This is a genomic window from Candidatus Eisenbacteria bacterium (genome assembly GCA_005893305.1).
Lineage (GTDB): Bacteria > Eisenbacteria > RBG-16-71-46 > SZUA-252 > SZUA-252 > WS-9.
The window spans coordinates 22,892-46,330 of sequence record VBOZ01000002.1 but is presented as its reverse complement, the minus strand read 5'-3'; the positions used below and the strand labels follow the sequence as shown (position 1 = coordinate 46,330).

At 68.7% G+C, this 23,439-nt stretch carries 16 protein-coding genes and 2 pseudogenes; all 18 read right to left on the bottom strand.

Annotated elements, in window-relative coordinates:
- Positions 1–21: 21 nt before the first annotated feature.
- On the bottom strand, positions 22–1,629 hold the full coding sequence (locus E6K79_00570) for a hypothetical protein (GenBank protein TMQ67268.1): 1,608 nt from the start codon (positions 1,627–1,629) through the stop codon (positions 22–24).
- A 13-nt stretch (positions 1,630–1,642) separates the two neighbouring features.
- Positions 1,643–2,851, bottom strand: a complete 1,209-nt coding sequence (locus tag E6K79_00565; protein TMQ67267.1) for a hypothetical protein — start codon at positions 2,849–2,851, stop codon at positions 1,643–1,645.
- Between the two features lie 68 nt (positions 2,852–2,919).
- A complete protein-coding gene (locus E6K79_00560) occupies positions 2,920–5,016 on the bottom strand; it encodes a DUF1957 domain-containing protein (protein ID TMQ67266.1) in 2,097 nt (698 codons plus the stop codon).
- Positions 5,017–5,035: 19 nt separating this feature from the next.
- On the bottom strand, positions 5,036–6,952 hold the full coding sequence (locus E6K79_00555; protein ID TMQ67265.1) for a hypothetical protein: 1,917 nt from the start codon (positions 6,950–6,952) through the stop codon (positions 5,036–5,038).
- Positions 6,924–9,650, bottom strand: coding sequence for a hypothetical protein (locus E6K79_00550; protein TMQ67264.1), 2,727 nt, complete (start codon positions 9,648–9,650; stop codon positions 6,924–6,926). The genes E6K79_00555 and E6K79_00550 overlap by 29 nt, the downstream gene beginning before the upstream one ends.
- A 41-nt stretch (positions 9,651–9,691) precedes the next feature.
- Positions 9,692–11,071 (bottom strand): phosphomannomutase/phosphoglucomutase, encoded by a 1,380-nt coding sequence (locus E6K79_00545; GenBank protein TMQ67263.1) that lies wholly within the window; start codon positions 11,069–11,071, stop codon positions 9,692–9,694.
- Positions 11,068–12,163, bottom strand: a protein-coding gene (locus E6K79_00540; GenBank protein ID TMQ67262.1) for a peptide chain release factor 2 whose coding sequence is annotated in 2 segments (ribosomal slippage) — positions 11,068–12,099 and positions 12,101–12,163 — 1,095 coding nt in all. Because the reading frame shifts where the segments join, the coding sequence is not laid out codon by codon here. The genes E6K79_00545 and E6K79_00540 overlap by 4 nt, the downstream gene beginning before the upstream one ends.
- 28 nt (positions 12,164–12,191) lie before the next feature.
- The gene (gene coaE / locus E6K79_00535) at positions 12,192–12,806 is read right to left on the bottom strand and encodes a dephospho-CoA kinase (GenBank protein ID TMQ67261.1); all 615 of its coding nucleotides are present in this window, start codon (positions 12,804–12,806) and stop codon (positions 12,192–12,194) included.
- Positions 12,807–12,853: 47 nt separating this feature from the next.
- Positions 12,854–14,473 (bottom strand): DNA polymerase I, encoded by a 1,620-nt coding sequence (locus tag E6K79_00530; GenBank protein TMQ67260.1) that lies wholly within the window; start codon positions 14,471–14,473, stop codon positions 12,854–12,856.
- Positions 14,376–14,945 (bottom strand): annotated as a pseudogene (locus E6K79_00525) (DNA polymerase I). The gene E6K79_00530 and the pseudogene E6K79_00525 overlap by 98 nt, the downstream one beginning before the upstream one ends.
- Before the next feature lie 165 nt (positions 14,946–15,110).
- Positions 15,111–15,647: pseudogene (locus tag E6K79_00520) on the bottom strand (DNA polymerase I).
- Complete coding sequence (locus E6K79_00515; GenBank protein ID TMQ67259.1) at positions 15,616–16,383, bottom strand: nicotinate-nucleotide adenylyltransferase; 768 nt, start codon at positions 16,381–16,383, stop codon at positions 15,616–15,618. Before E6K79_00515 ends, E6K79_00520 begins: the two are co-directional and overlap by 32 nt.
- The gene (gene bamD, locus E6K79_00510) at positions 16,218–17,093 is read right to left on the bottom strand and encodes an outer membrane protein assembly factor BamD (GenBank protein ID TMQ67258.1); all 876 of its coding nucleotides are present in this window, start codon (positions 17,091–17,093) and stop codon (positions 16,218–16,220) included. The genes E6K79_00515 and bamD overlap by 166 nt, the downstream gene beginning before the upstream one ends.
- On the bottom strand, positions 16,988–17,716 hold the full coding sequence (locus E6K79_00505) for a tetratricopeptide repeat protein (GenBank protein ID TMQ67257.1): 729 nt from the start codon (positions 17,714–17,716) through the stop codon (positions 16,988–16,990). Before E6K79_00505 ends, bamD begins: the two co-directional genes overlap by 106 nt.
- Before the next feature lie 36 nt (positions 17,717–17,752).
- Entirely contained in the window at positions 17,753–18,424 is a 672-nt protein-coding gene (locus E6K79_00500) for a hypothetical protein (protein TMQ67256.1), read from the bottom strand.
- Entirely contained in the window at positions 18,421–19,962 is a 1,542-nt protein-coding gene (gene rimO, locus E6K79_00495; protein TMQ67255.1) for a 30S ribosomal protein S12 methylthiotransferase RimO, read from the bottom strand. Before rimO ends, E6K79_00500 begins: the two co-directional genes overlap by 4 nt.
- The gene (locus E6K79_00490; protein TMQ67254.1) at positions 19,812–22,145 is read right to left on the bottom strand and encodes a DNA translocase FtsK; all 2,334 of its coding nucleotides are present in this window, start codon (positions 22,143–22,145) and stop codon (positions 19,812–19,814) included. Before E6K79_00490 ends, rimO begins: the two co-directional genes overlap by 151 nt.
- Positions 22,146–22,163: 18 nt before the next feature.
- Positions 22,164–23,426, bottom strand: coding sequence for an adenosylhomocysteinase (locus E6K79_00485; protein TMQ67285.1), 1,263 nt, complete (start codon positions 23,424–23,426; stop codon positions 22,164–22,166).
- Positions 23,427–23,439: the final 13 nt, after the last annotated feature.

The window sequence follows — 23,439 nt, the reverse complement described above, 5'->3', positions numbered from 1 at the left end:
GCGGAAGGCGGCGCCCCGCGGTTAGAAGAGGCGCTGGATGGTAAGCGTCATGCGGTCGCCGAAGCCGATCTCTTCGGACGGATCGCCCGGCGAGGAATGGAAGTGGTAGTGCGAGTACGCGAGATCGATCCGCGCGCCGCCCCCGAAATACCCGGCGCCCGCGGTCACGCCGATCCCCTTCACGGGCGCGTTGGCGTCGGTCGAGTTGGGGTCGTGGCGGATCAGCTCGACTCCCCCACGCAGCGGGAAGCGCGGCCGCACCGGATACTCGGCGCCGAAGTGATAGGTATAAGTGAGGGGGGAGATATCCGGGAGCTGGTTCGTGAAGTCCTGGCGGAACTCCCGAGCGATTCGCGCTTCCACCGCGACCAAGCCTTGGTCGGGACCGCCCACCGAGAAGCCGCTCGCGAAACGGTAGCCGGCGCGCCTCACGTCGAGCGTCTCGACGGTCGGAAGGACGACCTCGTTGGGGTGGATCCACTCGTATTCGCGGTAATAGGCATAGCTGAGACCCAGATGAATGTGCGCCGGGAGCCCAATCAGCCATCGCGTGCTTCCCTCGTTGTGCCGCAACCCGCTCAGGAAGGCGGACCAGTCCTTCTTGAACACGTTCGCCTGGTCGTTCTCCGAGGGGTTCGGATTCATGAAGAACTGGGGGGCCCAATTGACGCGCGCGACCTCTTCCCCGTCGAAGGAGCGGTGGCGGCCGTCGACGATCCCCTGGAGCCATCTGCCCCGGCTCACGTGGATCGCGCCGCCGTAGCTGACCTGCGGACGATCCCAAGCGTATTCGTCGTCGTTGAGCGCCGACTGACTCCGGCCCACGACCCGGTGACGCAAGTACCCGGCAAAGCCTGAGAGCGTGGCCGATCCGCCCCAGATCGGCAACGGATAGATGGCGCCGCCAGTAAACTCGGTGGCATCGCTGGCCACGTCGAGATCGTACGGCTCGCGGATGCGCCGGTTCTCCTTTTCGTGCCGGAAGCCGAAGCGAGCCCCGAGCGTCACGTTCGAAAAGAAGTTCCGGGCATAGGTCACGGTGGCCAGCGGGGTCTGCACGCCCGCGGCAAACGTCCGATCGCCCGTGACGGGGGCCATCTGAGGGGCCACGGGCAGATCGAAATCGCGGATGAAGCGGCAGTCGTCCGGGGAGGGACAGAGGTCATGGCGGCTCGCGTTGAGCGATCCGTAATCGAAATCTGCGGCCATCCCCCACTTGGAATTCGGCCGGAACTCGCCGTGGAATCCCGCGGAGCGCCCCACGGCGCTGTGGCCCATGCCGTAGTAGCGATCGTCGAAATTCTGATAGCTGGTCGGGATCACGACGGCGGAGGTGTCGCGGGACATCAGGAGCGCGGCCGGGTTTCGGCCGTAATGATAGGGATCGATCAGGTTCCGGTCGTCTTCGACCGCGACCTCCATCGATCCCATCCCGTCGAGGCGCGTGGATCGATTGCCCGCGTAAGCTTCCACCGGCGTGTAGCGAAGCCAGGCATCGGCGACCTGCGCGCGGGCGGGCGAAGGGTGGAGCAACGCGAGGGAGAGCAGCAGCAGGAACGCCGGCCGGCAATACGGCAGGGCGTCCGTCGCGATCGCGCGGCCCTTGGCGGGACTGGCCGTAGATGTCATTCGGAGGTCGGGCTCACGGCCTCAGGTAGATGGGGAATAACTGCGACCGGCTGGTCGCTTTGGTGGTGCCGTCGTAGATCGAGATCCGCATCATGTACCTGCGGCCAGGCACGAGCTGCACGTCGTCGAGACGCGGTATTGGAGCCTGACGCACACCGTTTACGTCGGGCGGCTGATATAGCGTCGTGAGATCACGCCTCACTTCGAGAGCCCATTTCCCCGCGAGCCACTGGCCCTTGCCGATCACGTCGCGTTGGCTTTCCGTGGGCATGCTGGTGCTGAAGGCCGGAACATAATCCCCGGGATTCCAGCTCTTGTCCCTTACGCTCGCGTCGTCCTCGCGAATCGGATTGTCCGGCGGATGACCGTTTTCGCACGCCTGGAAGGGCTTCTCGACCGAATGCCACAGGACGTAGGCCGTCGGCTTGGCGCGATTCAGCCTGCTGTCGCGTGACCCCTTCGAGGTGATGAAGAGAGGAACGTTCGATCCGGGGTTGTGGTTGTCGAAGATGTAGGTCCAGCTCCCCTGGTCGCGGACGGGCCCGCCTCCCACGTCGTAGAGGTCCTCCAGGTAGCCGGCGGCGGGGTGGGTCGTGGAACCCAGCGTGTCGCCGTCCGTGATCGCCCCGGTGAATTCCGATCCGTTGACGGGGGTGCAGGGATCGGTCGTCTCCGCTCCCCACCGCCAAACGTCCGCGGGATAGGAGCCGAGGGAGTCGGAAAAGAGCTCGATCGACAGTTGATCTTCCTTCAGCGGGGACCGCGACCAGGAGCTTTCCCGGATGAGCGCGTCGCTCGAGCAATCGATGAGGGTGTCGCCCGTGTCGGAGAGCACGTCCGCGCTCGTGACGAGCGGCTGTTCCAGACGGTTCTCGATCCGGTCCGGCCACTCGAGGAGCAGGTAGAACCCGTCGGTCTCGCCGAACTTGTCGAGCGTCCAGAGGCTTCGAACGAGCACGTAGTAGTTTCCGCCGGCCCCGCCCTCGAGGAGGACGACGGACGGATTCCCGGTCAGGTCCCACTCGATGTTGGTCACGCGGCCGTCGATGAGGAGCTCTCGCGACTCCTTCTGCGCCGAGTTCAAATATTGCTCGAACCCCTGCACCGAGACGACGCCGGTCTTGAGATTGGGCTGCGTGAATTGGGTCTTGCCGCACGAGGTCGTTCCCGCGGCGGCGACGGCAAAAAGAATCCCTGCTCGGATGAGGCGCGCGCGAAACATCTGGACTCCTCGGATCATTCGGACCTGGGGGGGAACTGCCGTAGAGTATGAAGAGGCGCGCACCACTGTCAAGCGAAAAGCCCGGGGTCTAGATCCGGAAAAAGGCCGTACCGCTCTTCCATTCCAGCGACTTCCGCCTCGTCGATCGTTCCCCCGCGGAGCGCCGTCGCCAGCCTCTCGAACCGGTCGAGGTGCTCCTCCGTGCGCCGGCGGGCGTACGGGACGAGCGTCCCCGTCTTCATGATGAAGGCCCAATCGCTGGCCTGAGCGAGGAGGAGCTCGCGTCCCGCCTGCTTGAGCGCGCGCGCTCTGGCCGGTTCCCCACGGTCGCCCTCCTTGGCCAGGACCCGCATCGTCTCGGCCGCGCGAAGAAGCGGCTTATAGATCCAGTCGTTGACTGGGTCGAGCCAGACCGCGCAGTAGCCTCCCTCTCCCCAGCTTGACAGGTGAGGGCTCCCCGCGTGGACCCGGGGCAGCCGCCGAATCGCATCGAGGGGATCCGTGGCGTCCAGCACGTCGGAGGCCCCGATCCCGTCGAGCACCAGGTCCAGCCACTCCGGCCCTTCGTACCACCAGTGCCCGAACAGCTCCGCGTCGTAGGGGGCCAGCATGAAGGCGGCCTGCCCGATGCCCCGGGCCGCGCCCCGCGCCTGCTCTTCGCGGCCGCGGACGAAGTGCGCCGCGTGCGCTCGAACGCGCTCGAGCGCCGTCTCGGGATCGTACGGCTCGCGGTGAGGAAATCGCCGGTCGGTGATCCGGTGGTACTTGAGCCCGAGGTGGGTCCGGGTCCCCCCCGACGGAAGAAACTCTCGGACCTCCTCCAGCGGCAGATCGAATCCCTGGTCGCGGTAGTACTCGCGGTAGTCAGGGTCGCCCGGATAACCCTCCGTCGAAGACCAGACCTGCCGCGATGACTCGGCATCGCGCCCGATGGCGAAGACGCCGGCCCCGACATGGAGCGGCGCGTAGGTCCCCGCCCCCGGCCGCGGGCGCGCGTGCTCGATCGCGTGGGAGTCGACGGCGAAATAGCGGACGCCGAGTTCCGCCAGGACCGCTTCCACGCCCGGTGCGTAACCGCACTCGGGAAGCCACATCCCCTCGGGGCGGTGCCCGATCTGGCGCTCGAACTCACGGACCGCGGCGCCGAGCTGCGCGCGCCAGGACGGCTCGCGCAGATCCATGAGCGGAAGGAAGCCGTGCGTCGCCCCGCACGTGATGAGGCGCGCGACGCCGCTCGCCTCCACCTCCCGGAATGCGGCCGCGACATCGCGGCGATAGCGCTCCTCGTACTGAACGCGGGCGGCGCGGAAGCGTTCGGCGTAGTGCTCGGCCAGCGGACCGAATCGGGAATCGCCCCGATAGCGGGCTACGTCCCGATCGGCGAGCGTGGTGAGCTGCTCCAGCCGCTTCGCGAATCGCCGGCGAAGGAGCGGATCTTCGAGCATCGCGAGAAGGGTCGGGGAGAGCGAGATGGTGATCCGCCCCGGCGCGCGCCTCTCGGCGCGGCCTTCGAGCATGCGGAGGAGCGGGAGATAGCTTTCGATGAGCGCTTCGTCCAGCCAGCGCTCTTCGAGCGAGTCCTCGTATTCGGGATGCCGGATGAACGGCAAGTGCGCGTGGAGCAGGATTGAAAGATATCCGGAACGGTCGGGATTCGAGATTGGCGCCGTCTCCGCCGCCGAGACGTTCGCGTCCAAGCGCCCTTCCTCGAGGCTCGGGCCCTCGGGCGGCACCGCCGCCCACCGCGAGAAGAGGAGCGTATGAAAGCCGCTCGGGAGAGCAACCCCCAGCACGGCGCGGACGTTTCCCCCCGAGGTCGGAAGATCGACGTACCAGCCGTCGTCCCCGAGCGCGTTCGGGAGGTCGACCGTGGCCACTGCTTCCCCGGCCACTGGTTCCCCGGCCGCCGATGCCCTGGCCTTGGTTGCCGCTTCCTTGCCCTCGATCCGCTCGACGCGGATCTGATACCGGATGGGCGCCCTCTCCTCGCGCGCCCGCTCCGAGGCGAGCGCCGCGAGCGCCGGAGAGATCTCCCAGGTCACAAAGACGCACCGCGGGTCGCGGACGAGAAGGTGGAGGCGGTCCTCGCCGTACCGCCGGGGCCGATGCTCGGCACCGGTCGCGCCGGGGGCAGGCGCCACGGCCAGCCGATCGAGGGAGCTCACGGGGCGAGGTTCCTTTCGATTATCGGAGGAGGACGACGCGGCGATTCAGGCGATGCGGCCCGGTTTCAACGACCAGGAAATAGAGGCCGCCCGCGCCCGGCTCGCCGCCCGAGAGACGACCGTCCCACTCCCAGTCGACGACGCCCGACGCGGGCAGCGCGAGCGACCAGGAGCGGATCACGCGACCCGCCACGTCGTAAAGCCGGGCCCGCGCCGATGAACCGCGGCGCCCGGCGAGGGAGAAGCGCACGCCGCCCGAGCTCGGGACGGGGCCGGCGTGAAGCCGAGGATGGATGGCCGCGTCGTCCGTGCCGGAGCCGCCGATCGGCGCGGCGCCCCCCGCGACGGTGACCAGCGCGCTCGCGGGGATCAGCATGTTCCGCCCGCTCGAGTTCCGCGCCTGGAACTCGAGCAGATGATTTCCGAGTCCCGGGGACGGAAGGAGGAACGTGAAGCGCTCCGATCCCTGGTCGAAGATCCCGTCGTCCGGGTTCACCGAGGTCCACGGGCCGCCGTCCACCCGGTAGAGAATGGAATCGACGGTCGCGATCGTGATCGAATCGCCTGCTTCGAACTCGTAGGGATTCGTATTCGGGAGGGCCTCATCGGCCGCCGCGCCCCGAATCGTGAACGGGGCGCCCAGGCCGCCCGCGAACTGAACGGAATCCGGCCGGACCGTCGGGCGCGTTTCCAGGAGGTCGAGCACCCCCGTCTGATCGAGATCGACCCAGCCGATCTGCCGGGCGGTCGCGGCGCAGAGGCTGTCCGGGTAGTTGTCCTTCATGAAGCAATGCCGCCTGAGAGACTGGTTGGCGCCGTAGCAGTACGCCGGAATCGGCACGTCCGAGTTCGTATTCGGCTGCGCGAAATAGCCTGTGCGGAGCGTGCAGGACCACCACGCGTTGCCGGCCGGATACTCATCGAGCGCCCAGAACATGTGCGTCATCTCGTGCTCGATATAGTAGTCGACGCTCGCGCTCGCCGCGTTCGACGGCTTGACCGTGATCACGAAGTAGGGCCCGCCCAGGACCGCGTGCTCCCGGAGGCCGTCGGGAAACGATCCGTCGGGATCGGTGTCGTTCTGAACCGCCACGAGGACCGCCGCCCAGTGCGCGCCGAGACGCGCGCGCGCCGCGTTGGCCAGCTCATAGGCCATGGTCACCGCGTCTCCTTGGTACCCAACCAGGGGCTCGAGCGCTTCCTCCAACCAGAGGTGCTCATCGGCGATCGTCCGATCGATCGGTTCGTAGCGGGTCGGCGAGATCGGCTCGACCTCGACCAGGAATGTCAACGGCACGCCGTGGGCGCTCGCGATCGCGGTCCACTTGAGAAAACCCCTCACGGCGGATCGGACCACCGAGTCGCGGAGCGCGGGCGTCCAGTCGTAGCGGTTCACGTCGATGCTTCCGTCGCTGTCCGGGAACAGGATCGGCACCGCCACCCGGCCGACCATGAACTCGCTCGTGTCGGTCCATCGCGCGCCGTACGGCAGCCCGCCCGGCAGCCTGATGCCGGCCGCGCGGCCGGCGCCGCGCGCGCCGAGAGCCCTCGAAGGACGGATCGCGGGCGGCAACGCGTCCGCGCGTCCCTCGAACGGATCGAACGGAGTCTCCGCGGGTGCCCGCGCCGCCGCCGGAGGGGTGGCGTCCGCGAAACCCGGCGGGAGCCCGGCCGCGTGCGTGCCCGGGCGAACGAAGAAAATGTCGGGAAGAACCGCGACGTCGACGTGATAGCCGGCGTGCTCGAGGGCGTCCACGGTCGCGCCCGGCGATCCGGCCCGGCTCGACGTGACCACGCGGACCTCGGGAGCGCGCGCGACGGAGCGCAGCGACTCCCCGCTCCACGCCGGCGCGGCCCCCGCGCGCGCCGTTCCGCACGCGAGAATCAGCGCGGCGCACCGGAAGGATCTACCGAAGCTGGACGACGCGAAGCGCACGGCGCTCCCCTCCTGCATCCGCGACGATCCAGTAGACGCCGCTCCCCACCTTGTGCGAGTGCCTGTCCGTACCATCCCATCGTACCAGGACCCGTTCCGCGGCGGTCGGGCCATCGTAGATCGTGGCCACGACCTCTCCACGGACGTTGACCACCCGGACCGTGACGCGCGCCGATCGCGCTGCCGGCACTTCCACCGAAATCCCGATCGTACCGGAAAACGGATTGGGCCGGGCCGGACCGACCCGGAGCGCGCGGGGCGGTGCCGGGCGCGGCGCCGGCGGCGGCAAGGGAGGCTCGATGACATCGGTCGTGCCGAATGAGAACACACGTCCCAAGATGTCGGTGCCGCTCGAGGCCGATCGACCGTCGGACCAAAGGATGATCACGCGGCCGGAAGGATCGAGGCCCGGGCTCGGGTCGAGCTGGTCGGCGCCCAGCACGTCCTGGTCGATGCGCATGACCCCCGACTTGGGAACCGCGCCCAGCGTGAATGTCTGGAGCCAGATGCCCCAATTCCCGTCCCGGTCGGCTTCCCATGTCGCGATCGACGTCTCGCCCGCGACCGAAAGGCGGGGCGCCGCCTGCGTCTCCACTCCGTCCCCGGGGCCCAGCGTGAATTCGGGGCTCAATGGGATGCCGGACGGATCGAAGGCCTGGTGGTAGCACTGTCCACGCCCGCCGACGCCGGCGCCCAGCCACGCAACCTCGACGCGGCCGTCCGGCCCCACGCCGATCGATGGGTGGGCGCGCGTGCCGGGCATCGAGGGCGCCACCTGGATCGGACCGCGATCGGCGAGAAGATTCGCATCCAGGTGGACGATCCAGAGGCGCTGGTCGACGGTCATGCCCTCCGCGTAGCAGAGCCAGTAGCCGCCGGCCGGATCGGCGTCCAGGTCGAGGGCGAGTACAGGGTCCGCCGGCTCGACAGCGAGCACCGCGTGGTTCCCCCCGACGCGGGCGCCGCTTATCGAGAGCCGCTGCCCATAGATTCGAGGGATTCCGTCGCGGGAATCGAGCCACGCCGCCGTGAAACCGGACGCGGTCGCGGTGACCGCCGGAATCGCCTGCGCGCTGGGAAGACTATCCGAGATCCAGAAGCTCGAGGTCGGAGACGCCCCGATTGTCGTGTAGGAGAATCCCCGAATCTCCCCCGCGTCGGAGTCGCGCGTCAGGTGGACCGCCACGAGGGCGGATCCTCCGGGCTCGACCGCCGAAGCGGCCGACACCGGTCGCGAGATCCCGTCGTCCTTCCAGATCCGGTGATTCGGCCCGTCGCGGCCTCCGGCCGAGGTGATCCACTGGCCAAAGAGGTCGTTGGTTCCGCTCCGCCGGTCGGTCCACGTCGCCACGTAACGTCCCGGACCGCGCCCTACTTCCGGCCGCCGCTGGTCGCCGGGCGCGGCGTCGTCGTTCAGCTGGGTCTCCGTCCCGCGCCGGGTGCCGTCCGAGAGAATCGAGATCGCGTAAATGTCGGGGGCTCCGTTTCTCCCGTCCTCCCACGCCGCGAGAATGGCGTCTCGGCCGTCCCAGACCCCTCCCGGGGTCCCCTGCCTCGCGGGAATGGAGACGTTGACGCGGAAGTTGGCTCCGGGGGGCGACGAATCGAAAGGGATCCTCGCCGCCTCGACGTTCGAATCGAGGCCGAGGTTTCCCCGGAGGTCTTCCCAGATGAGGCAGACCGCTCCCGGAATGGCGACCGCGCGAACCGCGCGCTGCTCGCGGCCGGGCCCATCGTCGTTCACGCGCACGTTGGCTCCGACCGAATTCCCGCCGGCATCGTACCGCTGGGCGTACACGTCGCCCGCGTCGCCCGGGAAGTTGCGCCGATCGATCCACGCGACGACGAACCCGCCCGTGGAGTCGGCCGCGACCGCGACCGACGTATCGCGCTGCGGGCCGACGGTGTCGTTGACCTTGAAATTGCCGCCGATCGGCTGACCGTCCCCGTCGAGCCATTGCGCGTAGACGTCGAAGGTCGCGCCGAACACCGTTCCACCTTCCCTGCCGTCGAGCCAGGCGACGAGGGTCCTGCCGTCCGCCCGCGCGTCGGCGGCGGGCTCTCCCTGGTAGCTTCCCCCGGAAATCGGGTCCGCCGAGATCTTGAAGTTGGGTCCGATCGGCGCCCCGGAGCTGGTCAGCATGGCTGCGAACACCTCGCCTTGACCCTGCCGCTGATCTCCCCACGCGGCGAGATACCGGCTCGCGCCGACGCCCGTCACGATGGGGTTGGCCTGCTCCGAGAAAGTAGCGTCGTCATTCAGGCGCAGGTTGGGCGTGATCCTGAGCCCGATCGAATCGAGGGTCGCCCCGTAGATGTCCCGGTTTCCCGCGCGGCTGTCCTCCCACACGCAGAAGAAGGTGCCCGCCGGGCTCGAGTCGATGGAGGGGAATCCCTGGGGCGCGCCGGGCGGATCGTCGTTGAGGCGCCGGTTCACCGTCGAGCCGACCGCCTGCGGGTTCCGGATCGTGACCAGGTAGGTGTCGAAGTCCACGACCGACCCCGTCATGTTCCGGCCGTCCATCCAGACCACGACCAGGGTACCGGTCGAGCCACGCGCGGCCTGCGGCGCCCACTGGTTGCGGTCGACGCGATCGTCGTTGATCAGGAACTCGTCCTGGGCGAAGCAGGGGACCGCGGAGGCGGCGAAAGCGATCAGTGGGACGATGAAGAGGAACAGGCCGCGTGCCGCTCGCAAGGAAATCCACCCTTTCCGGCGTGGCGCGAGACGACGGACGCTCAGACGTGGAGCGCGGGGATCGTCACCTCGGGGTAACGAGACAAAACTTCATACACGTCGCGGGAGATCGCTTGCAGGCGCTCCCGGCTCCTCGCCTCGAATCGGACGACCAGCACGGGCTGCGTGTTGGAAGCCCGGATCAGGCCCCAGCCGTCGCCGAATTGGACTCTGGCTCCGTCCACATCCAGCACCTCGTGCTGGGCGCGGTAGTGCTCGCGCACCGCGTCTACGATAGCAAATTTGGCGGCGTCGGTACAGCCCAGGCGGATCTCGGGCGTGGCGAAATAGCGCGACTGCGGCAGGGCGTCCACCAGCGAGGAGAGCTTCTTCCCGCCCGACCTCGCGAGGATCCGGAGCAGGCGGCCGGCGGCGTAGAGCGCGTCGTCGTAGCCGTAGAACTCGTCCGCGAAGAACATGTGCCCCGACATCTCGCCCCCGAGCGGGGCGTTCAGCTCACGCATCTTCGCCTTGATGAGGGAGTGGCCCGCCTTCCACATGATCGGCTTCCCCCCCTTGGCCTCGACCCATTCCACGAGGCCTTGGGAGCATTTGACCTCGAAGACGATCGGGCTCCCGGGCATCTTCGCGAGAACGTCCGCCGCATAGAGCGCGAGCGTCTGGTCCCCGAACAGGAGCCGTCCCTGCTCGTCCACCGCTCCGACGCGGTCCGCGTCCCCGTCGAACCCAATACCAATGTCGGCCCGGGTCGACCGGACCCGCTCCGCGAGGGCGCGAACCAGCTCGGGCACCGTGGGGTCGGGAAGGTGATTCGGGAAGCGGCCGTCGGGCTCCGCGAAGATGGCGTCCACCCGGCACCCGATCGCGCGCAGGAAGCGCGGCCCCAGGATGCTGGCTGCCCCGTTCCCGGGATCGCAGGTCACGTTCAAAGGCCCGACCTGGCCGACGCGCGCGACCAGGTCCGAAAGGTACGCCTCATCGACGGAGACCTCCTCGACCGTGCCGCGCTCCGCGAGGACCCCCGCCGACCCCGTCCGTTCGCGGATCTCCTGGATATCCTCGCCGTGGAGTGACTGGACGCCGTCCGAGAGCTTGAGCCCGTTGTACTCGATCGGATTGTGGCTGCCCGTCACCATCACCCCACCGTCCGCCTTCAGATGGAGGACCGCGAAATAGAGCGCCGGGGTGGGGACCATGCCCACATCGAGGACGGTAGCTCCCTGATCCCGGAGCCCCTCGATCAGCGCCGTGCGGATCCGGTGCGAGGAAAGCCGGACGTCCCGTCCGACGGCGATTCGACTCTTTCCCTGCTCCCGCATGCGCTGCGCGAACGCGCGGCCAACGGAATGGACCACGTCGTCGGTCAGCTCGCGATCGGCAATGCCGCGGATATCGTATTCGCGGAAGATCTCGGGGTTCACTTGGGCTCCTTCAGCCTCAGATAGGCGTCGATGAATGGATCGAGGTCGCCGTCCATGACCGACTGCACGTCGGTCACGACGACGTCCGTCCTGTGGTCCTTGACCTGGGTGTAGGGCTGGAAGACGTACGACCGGATCTGGTTCCCCCACGCGATGTCCTTCTTCCCGCCGCCGAGCGAGTTCAATTTCTCGCGGTCCTCCTCGAGACGCATGGCGTAGAGGCGCGCCGTGAGCACCTTGAGGGCCGAGTCCCGGTTTCGGTGCTGCGAGCGCTCGTTCTGACACTGAACCACGAGGCCGGTCGGGAGGTGCGTGATGCGTATCGCGGACTCGGTCTTGTTCACGTGCTGGCCTCCCGCCCCGCCGGCGCGGAAGGTGTCGATCCGAATCTCGCTCTCCTTGATGTCGATCTTCGTGTCCTCTCCCACCTGGGGAAACACGAACACCGAAGCGAAGGAGGTATGCCGGCGGTGTTGGGCGTCGTACGGCGAGATTCGCACCAGGCGGTGGACACCGCGCTCCGCCTTCAGGTAGCCGTAGGCGAAGTCGCCGTCCACCTGAATCGTGGCGTCCTTGATCCCCGCCTCGTCCCCCGGCTGCAGGTCGAGCACCTGCGTGCTCCAGCCCCTCCGCTCCACGTAACGGGTGTACATCCGGAAGAGCATCTCGGCCCAGTCCTGGGATTCAGTCCCGCCGGCGCCCGGATGGATCGTCACGATGGCGCCGTGCGCGTCGCTCTCCTCGGAGAGAAGGCTCCGCATCTCGAGGGCGTGGATTCGAGGAAGGAGACTCTTCGACTGCTCCTCCAGCTCCGCCGCGATCGACTCGTCGGGCTCCTGCGCCACGAGCGCCGCCATCCCCTCCGCGTCGTCGATCTGCCGCAGGAGTTCCTGGTAGGGTTCGTAGATGCGGCGGAGCGCCTTGAGATCGGCTACGACCTTCTGCGCCTTCTCCGGATCCTCCCAGAAGCCCGGCTCCGCCATCTTGCCCTCGAGCTCCCGGGCGCGCGCTTCGCGCTGCTCGATGTCAAAGATAGCTCCGGAGCTCCGCCAGAATCTGGCGGCCGTCCTCAAGGCGCCTTCGCGTCTCCATCAAATCCACTTCGTACGCCCCTTTCCGTTCAAGCCGGAGAGCCGCTCTCGCCCGAGCGTCCCAGGCTCTCGATCTCTTCCCAGATCGCGTCCGCGCGCCGATTCAGCTCGGCGCGATCCCCTTCGTTCTCGATCCGCCACTGCCGCCGCGCCCCGCGGATCGGGGGCAGCTTCTGTCCTTGGATGCGCTCGCGCGCCTCCTGATCCGTGAATCCTCGCGCGGCGCGAATCCGCCGCACCCGGGTATCCTCGGAGGCGACCACCTCGATGACGCCGTCCAGCTCCGGCTCCAAACGCCAAGCCGGAAGCACGGCCGCGTCGAGGACCAGCACCCCCTGCCCCGGCGCCTCCAACACCTCTCGAACGCGCCGAAGCAGAACCGGCTGGACGATCCCGTTCAGCCGCTCCATCGCTCCCGGATCGCGAAAGACCACTCGACCGAGTCGCGCCCGATCGACCTGCCCTCCGCGATCGATGACATCCGGCCCCATCGAGGCCGCGATCGCTTCCCTCACGTCCGGGAGGCGGAGAACCTCCCAGCCCAGCGTGTCGCCGTCGACCAGCGTCGCCCCCTTCTCCTGGAAGCGCCGCGCCACCGTCGACTTCCCCGAGCCCATGCGCCCGGTCACGCCGATCCGGACCATCGTTTCAACCTATCGGTCGGCACGGCGCAGGGTCAAGCCGAATCCCGTCACGCATGGGCGTCGGCCCACGTGCGCCCCTGCCCCTGGTGCACCACGAGGGGCACGCGGAGCGGGATCGCGTGCTCCATCACCTCCCGGATGATCGACGACGCCGCCCCGATCTCGTCCTCGTCGGTCTCGAAGAGGAGCTCGTCGTGCAGCTGGAGGATGAGTCGCGTGCGGTACCCCTGCTCCGCGAGAAGCGAGTCGATCTTGACCATCGCCACCTTGACCAGATCCGCGGCCGAGCCCTGGATCGGCGCGTTGATCGCGGCGCGCTCCGCGTCGGCCCGACGGGCCCCTTCCGCCCGGAGCCCAGGAAGCGGGCGGCGGCGCTTCAGGATGGTCTCGACGTATCCGGTCCGGCGCGCCGTTTCGAGCACCTGATCGAGGTACGCGGCCACGCCCGAGAGCGTCCGCTTGTACTCCTCGATGAAGGCGGCGGCGAGTGCCCGGGACAAGGAGAGCTCGCGCGCGAGGCGGGCGGGCCCCATCCCATACAGAATCCCGAAGTTCACGACCTTCGCCTGGGCGCGCTGCCCGGGCGTGACCGCCTCCGGCGCGAGCCCAAAGAGGCGCGACGCGGTCGTCGCGTGGACGTCGCCCCCGGTGCGAAACGCCTCGGTCAAGACCGGATCGTGGGAGAGGTGGGCCAGGAGACGAAGCTCCACCTGCGAGTAGTCGAAGGATGCCAGGAGCCCGCGCTCCCCCTCCGCGACGAACGCGCGCCGGATGGCCCGCCCCTCCTCGGTGCGGATCGGGATGTTCTGGAGACTTGGGTCGCTCGCGCTCAGCCGCCCCGTCGAGGCGACCGTTTGATGGAAGGTGGTGTGCACCCTCCCCGTCTCGGGATTCACCAGGCGCGGAAGGGAGTCCACGTAGGTGGTCTTCAGCTTCTGAAATTGGCGGTGGGCCAGGAGAAGCTTGGGGAGCGGGTGGAGAGGGGCCAGCTGCTCCAGCACCTCCACGTCGGTCGAGTACCCGTCCTTCGTCCGCTTGCCCTTGGGGAGCTTGAGGCGCTCGAAGAGGACCTCCGCGACCTGCCGCGTCGAGTTCACGTTGAACGGAACCCCCGCTGCTTCCTGAATCTGCTCTTCCAGGCCCGCGAGCTCGCGGCCCAGATCGGCCGACATCGACTCGAGGAGCGGCGTGTCGATCTTCACGCCGGCGCGCTCCATCCGCGTGAGCACGCCGACCAGCGGCATCTCCACCTCGCTGAAGAGCGGGAGGACGCCGGTCGCTTCCATCTCCTTGCGGAGGACCGGCTCCAGGCGGAGGCAGGCGTCGGCATCCTCGGCGGCGTACTCGGCGACCCGATCGACCGGAAGTTGGGCCATCGTCACCTGGTCCCGGCCCGAGCCGATGAGCGACTCCGTCGTGATCTTCTGAAGACCCAGGCGGGAGGCGGCAAGCGCGTCCAGACGTCGGCGCGGCGGTGTCGAACACGACGGCGACCCGGTCCGGATGCTTTGAGTCCAGAAGAGGCACGAGCGTCTGGAGCACCCCGTACGGCACGCTCGTCGGCTCGCCCTTCGCGTTCTGCGCGACGCGCTGGGCCCGAGGTGAATCGAAGAAGGGACGGAGCGCCGCGCGCACGTGATCCGGATCGAGGTTGGGACCGGCCTCATGCCCCACCTGGAGGTAGTAGGCCCGCCCGGGCGCGGTCGCCACGGAGATTCCGACCAGGTCCGCGCGGAGCGGATTCAATCCCGTGGTCTCGGTGTCGAACGCGACCGGGCCCTCCGCCTCCAGAAGCTCGCGCGAAAGAGCCGTGAGCTCCTCCTCGGTGCGGACCACCTTGTATTCGCCGAACGGCGCCCGCGCGGGGACGGAGGCCGGAGCCGGCCGAGGGAAAAGCTCGCCCGGAGGGGGCGCGGGGGCGAAGAGCTCCCCCGGGACGGGCTCCGCGATCTCGGAGGCGAAGCGGCGCTTGAGCGCGCGGAAGTCGAGGTCGTCGAGGAGGCGATGGAGTTCCCGGACCCGGACCGGCTCGCGCTCCAGCTCCCACCAGTGCCGGTCCAGCGGAAGGTCGGAACGGATGGTGACAAGCTGCCGGCTCAGGAGGGCGCTCTCCCGGTGCTTCTGAAGCTTCTCGCGCAGCGATACGCGCTCCACCTGATCCAGGGACTGATAGAGCGCGTCGACCGAGTGAAACCGCTGAATCAGCTGCGCGGCCGTCTTCTCGCCGATGCCGGGAACGCCGGGCACGTTGTCCGAAGCGTCGCCCATGAGCGACAGAAGGTCGACCATCTCCTCCGGGGCCACGCCGTAGCGCTCGCGCACCGCCGCCGGGCCGATCGGCACCAGCTCGCCCCGACTCTGCGGCGCGAGCACCTGCACCCTCTCGGAGACCAGCTGGAAGAAGTCCTTGTCGCCCGTCACGATCATCGCGACGGCGCCGTCCCTCTCCGCCTCGCGGGCCAGGCTCCCGATCAGGTCATCGGCCTCGACGCCGGGTTGCTCCACGATCGGAATCCCGAGAAGCCGGATCGCCTCGCGCGCGCGCGGTATCTGCGCCTTGAGCTCATCGGGGATCCGCGGGCGGTGCGCCTTGTATTCCGGGTACACCTTGTGGCGGAACGTCGGCGCGGCGGTGTCGAACACGACGGCGACCCGGTCCGGATGCTTTGAGTCCAGAAGAGGCACGAGCGTCTGGAGCACCCCGTACGGCACGCTCGTCGGCTCGCCCTTCGCGTTCCGGAGCGGGTTCCGGATGAACGCAAAGTGAGAGCGGTAGAGGAGAGCCGATCCGTCAACGAGGAGGAGGCTCTTAGCCGCGCCGGCGGATTCCGTAGAGACCATGGCGCGTCACGTAGCTTAGGACCGCATCGGGAATCCAATAGCGGACCGGGAGCCCGCGGCGAATCCGGCGTCGAATCTCGGTGGAGGAGATGCCGATTCGGGGCGGCCTAAGAAAGACGACCCTGCGGCGAAGCGACGGATCGAGGGACGGGAGATCGTGGTCGCCCCTTGGAAGCACGACCAGGCGCGCGAGGCGGGTGATCCGCTCGGGATCCTTCCAGGTGTGAAACTCCTCCAGGCTGTCCTGGCCCATGATGAAGTAGAGCTCCCCGGGCAGCTTCGCCGCGAGGGTCTCGAGAGTCCGCGCCGTGAACGAGACGCCCGAGCCGTCGGCCTCGATCCGCGACACCGCGAAGCCTTGGTGTCCGCGGATGGCGAGCCGAAGCATCGCGATCCGGTCCTCGACGCTCGTCAGGGCTCGCGAGCGCTTGTGGGCGGGGCGGGAGGCGGGCATGAAGAGGAGCCGTTGGAGCTTGAGGCGGGACATGACCTCGTCCGCCATGATGAGGTGCCCCACATGAATCGGATCGAACGTCCCGCCGAAGATGCCCGTGCGCGCCGGACGGCGCGTCACTCCTTCGCTCCCTCGAGCTCCCGCAGGCGCTTCTGGGCGCGGGCCTTCACATCGGCGGAGGCGACGCTCTCCTCGACCGCGCGGAGCACCGTAACCGCTTCGGCGCGCTTCTTCTTCCGCACGAGTACGTCGGCCAGGAAGAGCTGCGACTCGCTGGCCCACGACGACGCGGGGTAATTCTGGATCACGCTCCGGAAGTAGTATTCGGCGGCATCGTAGTGTCGCAGGCGGAAGTAGAGGCGGCCGTTCCGCCAACGCTTCTCCGCGAGACGGTCGGTCAACGCTTCGAGGCGAAGCTTGGCCTCGGCGGCGCGCTTGTGCTCCGGGTAGAGCTCGAGAAATTCCTTGTAGCGCGATATCGAGCGGATGGTCTCGGCCTGGTCGAGGGGCGCCGGGCGGGACTGCAGATCGTCGCAGCGCGCGAGCTGGAAGAGCGCGTCGGGATGGAGGGGCGATCCGGGGAAATCGCGGATCAGCCGGTCGTACTGTCCGGACGCCAGCGCGTAGTCCTTCGTCCGGAAATAGGCTTCACCCAGGTAGAAGAGAGCGTCGTCCGTCTTCTCGGTGCCGGGAAACTGCTCGACGTACGCCTTGAAGTCGGCGATCGCGTCCAGCCACTGGCCTCGGTCGAACTCCTCCTTGCCGCGGTCGAAGCTGGCGACGCCGCCGACCGCCGCCTCGCGGAGCGACCCCCCGCAACCGGACGCGAGCACAAGGAGCGCCGCGACCCCGGCTCTCGCCAGGGCTCGGCGCGCCGCGTATCGGATCATTGGCCCCGCGGATCGTCCGCGGCTTCCTCCTCGCGCTCCAGCATGTCGATGTACGAGCGGGCCCGGACGTCGTCCTTGTTCTCGAGGAGGCAGCGCTCCCATTCTTCGCGGGCGCGGGCGAGGCGCCCCGACTTCAAGTAGACCACCCCGAGGGTGATCCGTGCGTCGACGTAGCGCTGATTCTGCGCCAGGGCCTCGGCCAGCACGGTCTCGGCGTCCTGATAGAGCCCCATCTCGGCGTAGACCGCGCCGAGCTTGTTCTTGATGTCGAGGAATTGAGGCGCGTGACGGAGCGCCTTCCGGTATTCCTGCGAAGCGTCGACGGCGAGGCCGAGGTTCCGGTACGTGTCGCCCAGGAGCGTGTGAGCTTCCGCCAGGTGGGACCGAACCTCCGGCGAGAGGTTTTCGTGATCGGGATCGTCCAGGCGCTCCGAGTGAAACTCCCGGAGCGCGTCCTCGTAGCGCCCCAGGTCGTTCAGGATGATCGCGAGGTTCAGGCGTGCCTCCACGTAGTGCGGATTCAAGTGGAGCGCGCGCTGGAACTCCGCGACCGCGGTCTCCCGGTCGCCGTTCATGCTGAGGGCGAGCCCCAGCTGGTTGTGGAGATCCGGGAACTCCGGATTGAGCTTGATCGCCTCGCGGATCTCGCCCACCGCCTGGGGATAGAGGCCCTTGCCGAAATAGTCCCGAGCCAAGACCTGGTGCTGCTTGGCAGCCACGCTCATGGTGACCCTCCCTGGACCCACGTCACGCCTCCGCCCTCAGTTTCGATTGGAGTAGAAGAGCACGACCAGCCCTGCCACCACGCCCACGACGATCATCGGCTCGAGCCAACGCGTCCCGCCGCCCCGCGGCACCTGCGGATTGAGCGGGCCCGATCCGCTGGCGGCGTAGACGACCTCGCTCTTGGGGACCAGGTCGGTCGCGGCCCGCGTCGCCGACCGGGTCCAGAGGACCTCCCCGTTGGCGGGATCCAGAAGCGTCGCGTTCGCGCGCATCGCGGCGAGGCGCTCGTAGCCCCTCGTGCCGAACGGAAATGACCCGACGCGCCGAACGTAGCTCACGCCCGAGCCGTCGACCTGGAGGTCGAGGTGAAGCGGGCCGTCGGCGCTCGTGGCCGCCGCCACGGACGAATCGCCCGCGGCCGCGGATGCGGCCGGAAACCGTACCGTCACGTTCTGCGCGCGCAGACGATCCACGAGCTGCTTCGTGAGGAGCCCGAGCGTATCGCCGGGCGCCGGAGAGCGAAGCACGACCGGCCGCCCCGGCGGAATCGAGACCCCTTGCAGGAGGTCCTGCGCGACGATGGCCGCCACGGAGTCGAGCGCCATCCCGTGGGTCATGGGAGGCGAGTGCCCCGCGCGCGCGACCGCCGCCGAGGTGGCCAGGTGGAGCCCGATCACGACCGCGCACACCCAGAACGTGCGTCTCACCCCGTCACCTCCGCCTCGAGATCGTAGTGCCGCGCCCGCACGATGCGGACGCGCGTCCGTTCCCCCGCCCTGGGCTCGGGCGCTCCGCGGACCGCGCGCACGCGCGTCACGCCGTCCACTTCGTAGCCCTGCTGCTCCACTCGGCCGATGAAGCTCCCCGCGCGCGACGGCACGGCTCCATCGATCCGAACATCCACGGTTCGCCCCACCCAGCGTCCCCAGACCCGGGCCGCCAGATCGCGCTGGGCCGCCATGAGCCGACGCCGGCGCTCGAGCTTGGTCCGCTCCGGCACCTGCTCGCCCATGCGCCCGGCCGGCGTACCGTCTTCTCGCGAGTACGCGAAGCACCCGACGTGGTCGTACGACTCCCGGCCGACCGCCTCGAGGAGCGCCTCGAAGTCCTCCTCCGTCTCTCCCGGAAAGCCGACGATGAAATGCGTCCGGATGGCGATCTCGGGAAGCCGCCGCCGAAGGGTTTCGATGAGCCGCTCCTGCTCTACCGCGACGACCTCCCGCCGCATCCGGCGGAGCATCCGGTCGGTCACATGCTGGAGCGGGATGTCGACGTAGCGGCAAACCTTCGGCTCCTCTTCAAACACCCGAATCAGCTCTTCGCTCCACGTCTTCGGGTGCGTGTAGTGGACGCGCAGCCACTCGATCCCGTCGATCGCCGCGAGGCCACGGAGAAGCTCCGGCAGCCGAGCCGTCCCGTAGATGTCCTCTCCGTAGGACGTGGAGTCCTGGGCGATCAGGAGGAGCTCCTTCACCCCGCCTTCCGCGAGGCGGTGGGCCTCCTCGAGGACCGATTCGAACGGCCGGCTCCGCAGGTCGCCCCGCAGCTTGGGGATGATGCAGAACGTGCAGCGGAAATCGCAGCCGTCCGCGATCCGGAGGTAGGCGAGGTGGCGCGGCGTGGAGACGGCGCGGTGCGACGCGAGGTCGACCGCCGTACCCGGCGGGCCCACCTCGAGAATCGCGGCCCCACCATGGCGGACGCGATGGGCGACGCGCGCGATGGCATCGACCTGCCCCGTTCCCACGACCGCGTCGACTTCCGGAATTTCCCGGAGCAGCTCCGACTGGTAGCGCTGCGCGAGACAGCCCGCCACGATGAGCCCCCGCAGAACTCCTTCGCGCTTCAGGGCGGCGAGCTCGAGGATCCGGTCGATCGACTCCTTCTGCGACGGCCCGATGAACGCGCAGGTGTTCACGACCGCGACGTCCGCGTCCGCGGGGTTCGCGGTCAGGACGAACCCGCCCCGCGCCATGAGCCCCGCCATGATCTCGGAGTCGACGAGGTTCTTCGCGCAGCCTAAGGTCACGAGCGCGACCCGCGCAGGGGCTTCCTTCCCGGCCGGCCGCGGCGGCGCGAACGCGATCGGTTGGATCACGTGCCGCTCTCCACCTCGGAGCCCCGCGCGCGGCGGGCCTCGAGCTCCTGCTCGGTCACGAACACCTCGCGGCCCTTGGCGCCGTCGGGCGGGCCGACCACGCCCCGCTCCTCGAGGAGGTCCAGGAGCCGCGCCGCGCGGGAGTATCCGACCTTGAGCCGCCGCTGGAGCATGGACGTCGAGGCCTGCTGGTGGAGCACGACCAGCCGCATCGCCTCCTCGTAGAGGTCGTCGTCGGCGTCCGAGTCCAGCGTGACCGTTTGCTCGAGCGCGCTGTCGTCGACGGCCACCGGCCCGCCCTGTCCCTTCAGGAACGTCACCACACGCTCGATCTCCTCGGTCGAGACGTAGGAGCCGTGCACCCGGTCCGGCTCCGGCTTCCCGGCGGGAAGGTAGAGGCTGTCGCCGTTCCCGAGCAAGCTCTCGGCGCCGTTCATGTCCAGGATCACGCGCGAGTCGGTGCGGCTCGCGACCTGGAAGGCGATCCGCGAGGGGAAGTTCGCCTTGATCACGCCCGTCAGCACGTCCACCGAGGGACGCTGCGTCGCGAGGATCAGGTGGATTCCCACGGCGCGCGCCATCTGCGCGAGGCGGCCGATCGGCTCCTCGATCTCGGCCGGCAGAAGCGCCATCAGATCGGCGAGCTCGTCCACGACCACGACCAGGTACGGGAGCTTCGCGTCCTCGACCGTCGCGGGGTCGAGCCCGAGCCGGTTATACGCCTCGATGTTCCGCGCGCCGCGGCGGGCCAGGACCTGGTAGCGGCGCTCCATCTCCTTCACGCAGTAGCGGAGCGCCTGCGCGGCCTTCTTCGGATCCGTGACCACCGGCATCCGCAGATGAGGAATTCCGTTGTAGGGCGTCAGCTCCAGCATCTTCGGATCGATCAGGATGAAGCGAAGCTCGCTCGGCGTTCGCTTCAAGAGGAGGCTCATGATGAGCGCGTTGATGCACACGCTCTTCCCCGAGCCGGTGGCGCCGGCGATGAGGAGGTGCGGCATTCGCTCGAGCGAAGCGGTGAACGGAACGCCGGCGACGTCCTTCCCCAGCGCGAACGGGAGCGCGTCCCGGGTTTGCTGGAACGGGGCGGAGGCGACGATCTCGCGAAACGAGACCAAGGCCTTGACCCGATTCGGAATCTCCACCCCGACCGCGGCCTTCCCCGGAATCGGCGCCACGATCCGGATCCGCTGCGCCCGGAGCGCGAGCGCCAGGTCGTCCTGGCGGTTCATGATCTGGTTCACCTTGACGCCCGGGGCCGGCTCGTACTCGAAGAGCGTGATGACGGGCCCGGGGTGGACCTCCGAGACCTTCCCCGCCACGCCGAAGTCGGAAAGGGTCCGCTCGAGAACGCGCGAGAGCTCGAATAGCTCGGATTCCTCGATCGCCATGCGCTTGGAGTCGTGGCGATCGAGGAGATCGAGCGGAGGAAGGGCCGCCTCGGGGGCGGACGCGGGGTTGAGCTTGAGACCGCTCTCGGGAGCCGCGTCGGCACCGCGCCGGCGCTCCTCCCGCGGGGCTCCGCGCTCACCTTCCGAGCGCGAAGCGGGCGGAGGGAACGGGATCGAAAGCGATTCCGGGCGCGGCTCGCCTTCGCGGCGCGCGACGATCCGGGGTCGCGATTCCTTCTTGCCGGGAGCCTCCTCCGCCAGCGTGAAGGCTCGCCGGAGGTCCTCTTCTTCCTCGGCGGGACCCTTCCGGCCGCGGCGCGCTACGGCGCCTGGCGCGTCGGGATCATCTCCGACCGGCTCCTCTGCAAGAGCGCGCTTCGCCTTCCCCCGCGCGGGACTGAATTGCCCCAACAGCGAGCCGAGGAGTTTCCGGAGAGGCGACGAGGAGCCGATCTCGAACGCGATCACACCGACGACGAGGAGCGCCGTGCCGAGGAGCAGCTCGGCCCCGACCTTCCCCAGAAGGTGGGACGCGATCCGGCCGACCCCTTCGCCGAGCCGGCCGACGTTGGCCTGATTCTCTCCCGAGAGGAGATAGGCGAGCCCCATCGCGTTGAGCGCGGCGGCGGCGGCGAGCGCGGTTCGAAGCCAGAGCTCGCCGGCCGGGCCGACTCGAAGCCGGTTCCAACCCCACGCCAAGAATCCCGCCGGGATCAGCCACGCGCCCCACGCGCCGAAGGCGGCGGCCAAGCCGGCCGCCGCGAACGCGCCGAGAACGCCGGCCTGGTTTCGGACCGCCCCGGTCCCGACCAGGTCCGCGGCCGTGTCCCGCGGGTCATGGCTACAGAGAGCGAGGATGAGGAACAGCGCGAGCGAAAGGAGGCAGAGCCCCAGGATCTGGTATTTGCGCCGAACTGAAACCCGGCCCAGGAGCCACATGGGCGGCAGGCCCCTGGCCTACGTCCCGTGCTGCCAGGAGGCGAGGTACGCGCTCTGCTCCGGGGTGAGGACATCGATGCGCACCCCCAGGGCCTCCAGCTTGAGGCGGGCGATCTCCTCGTCGAGCGCCTTCGGGATGGGATAGACGGTCGGTTTGAGCTCGCGCGAGTGCGCCAGCAGATACTCGACTCCCAGCGCCTGGTTCGCGAAGCTCATGTCCATCACGGACGCGGGGTGTCCCTCCGCGGCGGCCAGGTTGATCAGTCTCCCCTCGCCGAGGACGAAAATCCGCTTCGAGCCCTCGAGCGTCACCTCTTCCACGAAGGGGCGGACCGTGCGGATGGAGCGGGCCTCCTTGCGAAGCGATTCGAGGTCGAGCTCGACGTTGAAGTGTCCCGAGTTCGCGATGATCGCCCCGTCCTTCATGGCGCGGAAGTGCTCCATCCGAAGAACGTTGATGTTCCCGGTCACGGTCACGAAGATGTCGCCGAATTTCGCGGCCTCCGCGGCGGGCACGACCTCGAAGCCGTCCATGACCGCCTCGAGCGCGGGCAGCGGATCGATCTCGGTGATCGCGACGTGGGCGCCCATGCCGCGCGCCCGGCTCGCGACCCCGCGGCCGCACCAGCCATAACCCAGGACGATGAACCGCGAGCCCGCGAGGAGGCGGTTCGTGGCCCTCAGGATTCCGTCGATCGTGCTCTGCCCCGTGCCGTAGCGATTGTCGAAGAGGTACTTCGTCTTCGCGTCGTTCACCGCGAGGATCGGATACCGGAGCGCCCCCTCGCGGGCCATGGCCCGAAGGCGGATCACGCCGGTCGTCGTCTCCTCGGTGCCGGCGATCACCTGCTTCGCCTGCTCCGCGCGCTTCGTGTGGAGGACGGTCACGAGATCGGCGCCGTCATCCATCGTGAACTCGGGCTTGGCGTCCAGCGCCGCGTTGATGTGCTTGTAGTAGGTGTCGGCGTCCTCGCCCTTGATCGCGAACGTCGGAACCCGATACCGGTGCGCGAGCGCCGCGGCCACGTCGTCCTGCGTGGAGAGCGGGTTCGAGGCGCAGAGCGTCACGTCGGCGCCGCCCGCCTGGAGGGTGAGCATGAGGTTGGCGGTCTCGGTCGTCACGTGGAGGCACGCCGCCACGCGCCGGCCCTTCAGCGGAAGCTCCTTCTGGAACCGCGCCTTCACCTGGCGGAGAACCGGCATCTCGCGCTCCGCCCATTCGATTCGATTGACGCCCTCGTCGGCGAGCTTGGCGTTCAGGACATGCCCTTGCGGGCCCATGGCAACGGCGGCA

Bases quoted from the DNA above. Each gene is read 5' to 3' on its own strand.
- E6K79_00570 (TMQ67268.1), bottom strand. From the start codon at position 1,629: ATGACATCTACGGCCAGTCCCGCCAAGGGCCGCGCGATCGCGACGGAC.
- E6K79_00505 (TMQ67257.1), bottom strand. From the start codon at position 17,716: ATGAGCGTGGCTGCCAAGCAGCACCAGGTCTTGGCTCGGGACTATTTC.
- bamD (TMQ67258.1), bottom strand. From the start codon at position 17,093: ATGGGAGCGCTGCCTCCTCGAGAACAAGGACGACGTCCGGGCCCGCTC.
- E6K79_00490 (TMQ67254.1), bottom strand. From the start codon at position 22,145: ATGTGGCTCCTGGGCCGGGTTTCAGTTCGGCGCAAATACCAGATCCTG.
- E6K79_00485 (TMQ67285.1), bottom strand. From the start codon at position 23,426: ATGGGCCCGCAAGGGCATGTCCTGAACGCCAAGCTCGCCGACGAGGGC.
- E6K79_00530 (TMQ67260.1), bottom strand. From the start codon at position 14,473: ATGAGGCCGGTCCCAACCTCGATCCGGATCACGTGCGCGCGGCGCTCC.
- coaE (TMQ67261.1), bottom strand. From the start codon at position 12,806: ATGGTCCGGATCGGCGTGACCGGGCGCATGGGCTCGGGGAAGTCGACG.
- E6K79_00565 (TMQ67267.1), bottom strand. From the start codon at position 2,851: ATGTTTCGCGCGCGCCTCATCCGAGCAGGGATTCTTTTTGCCGTCGCC.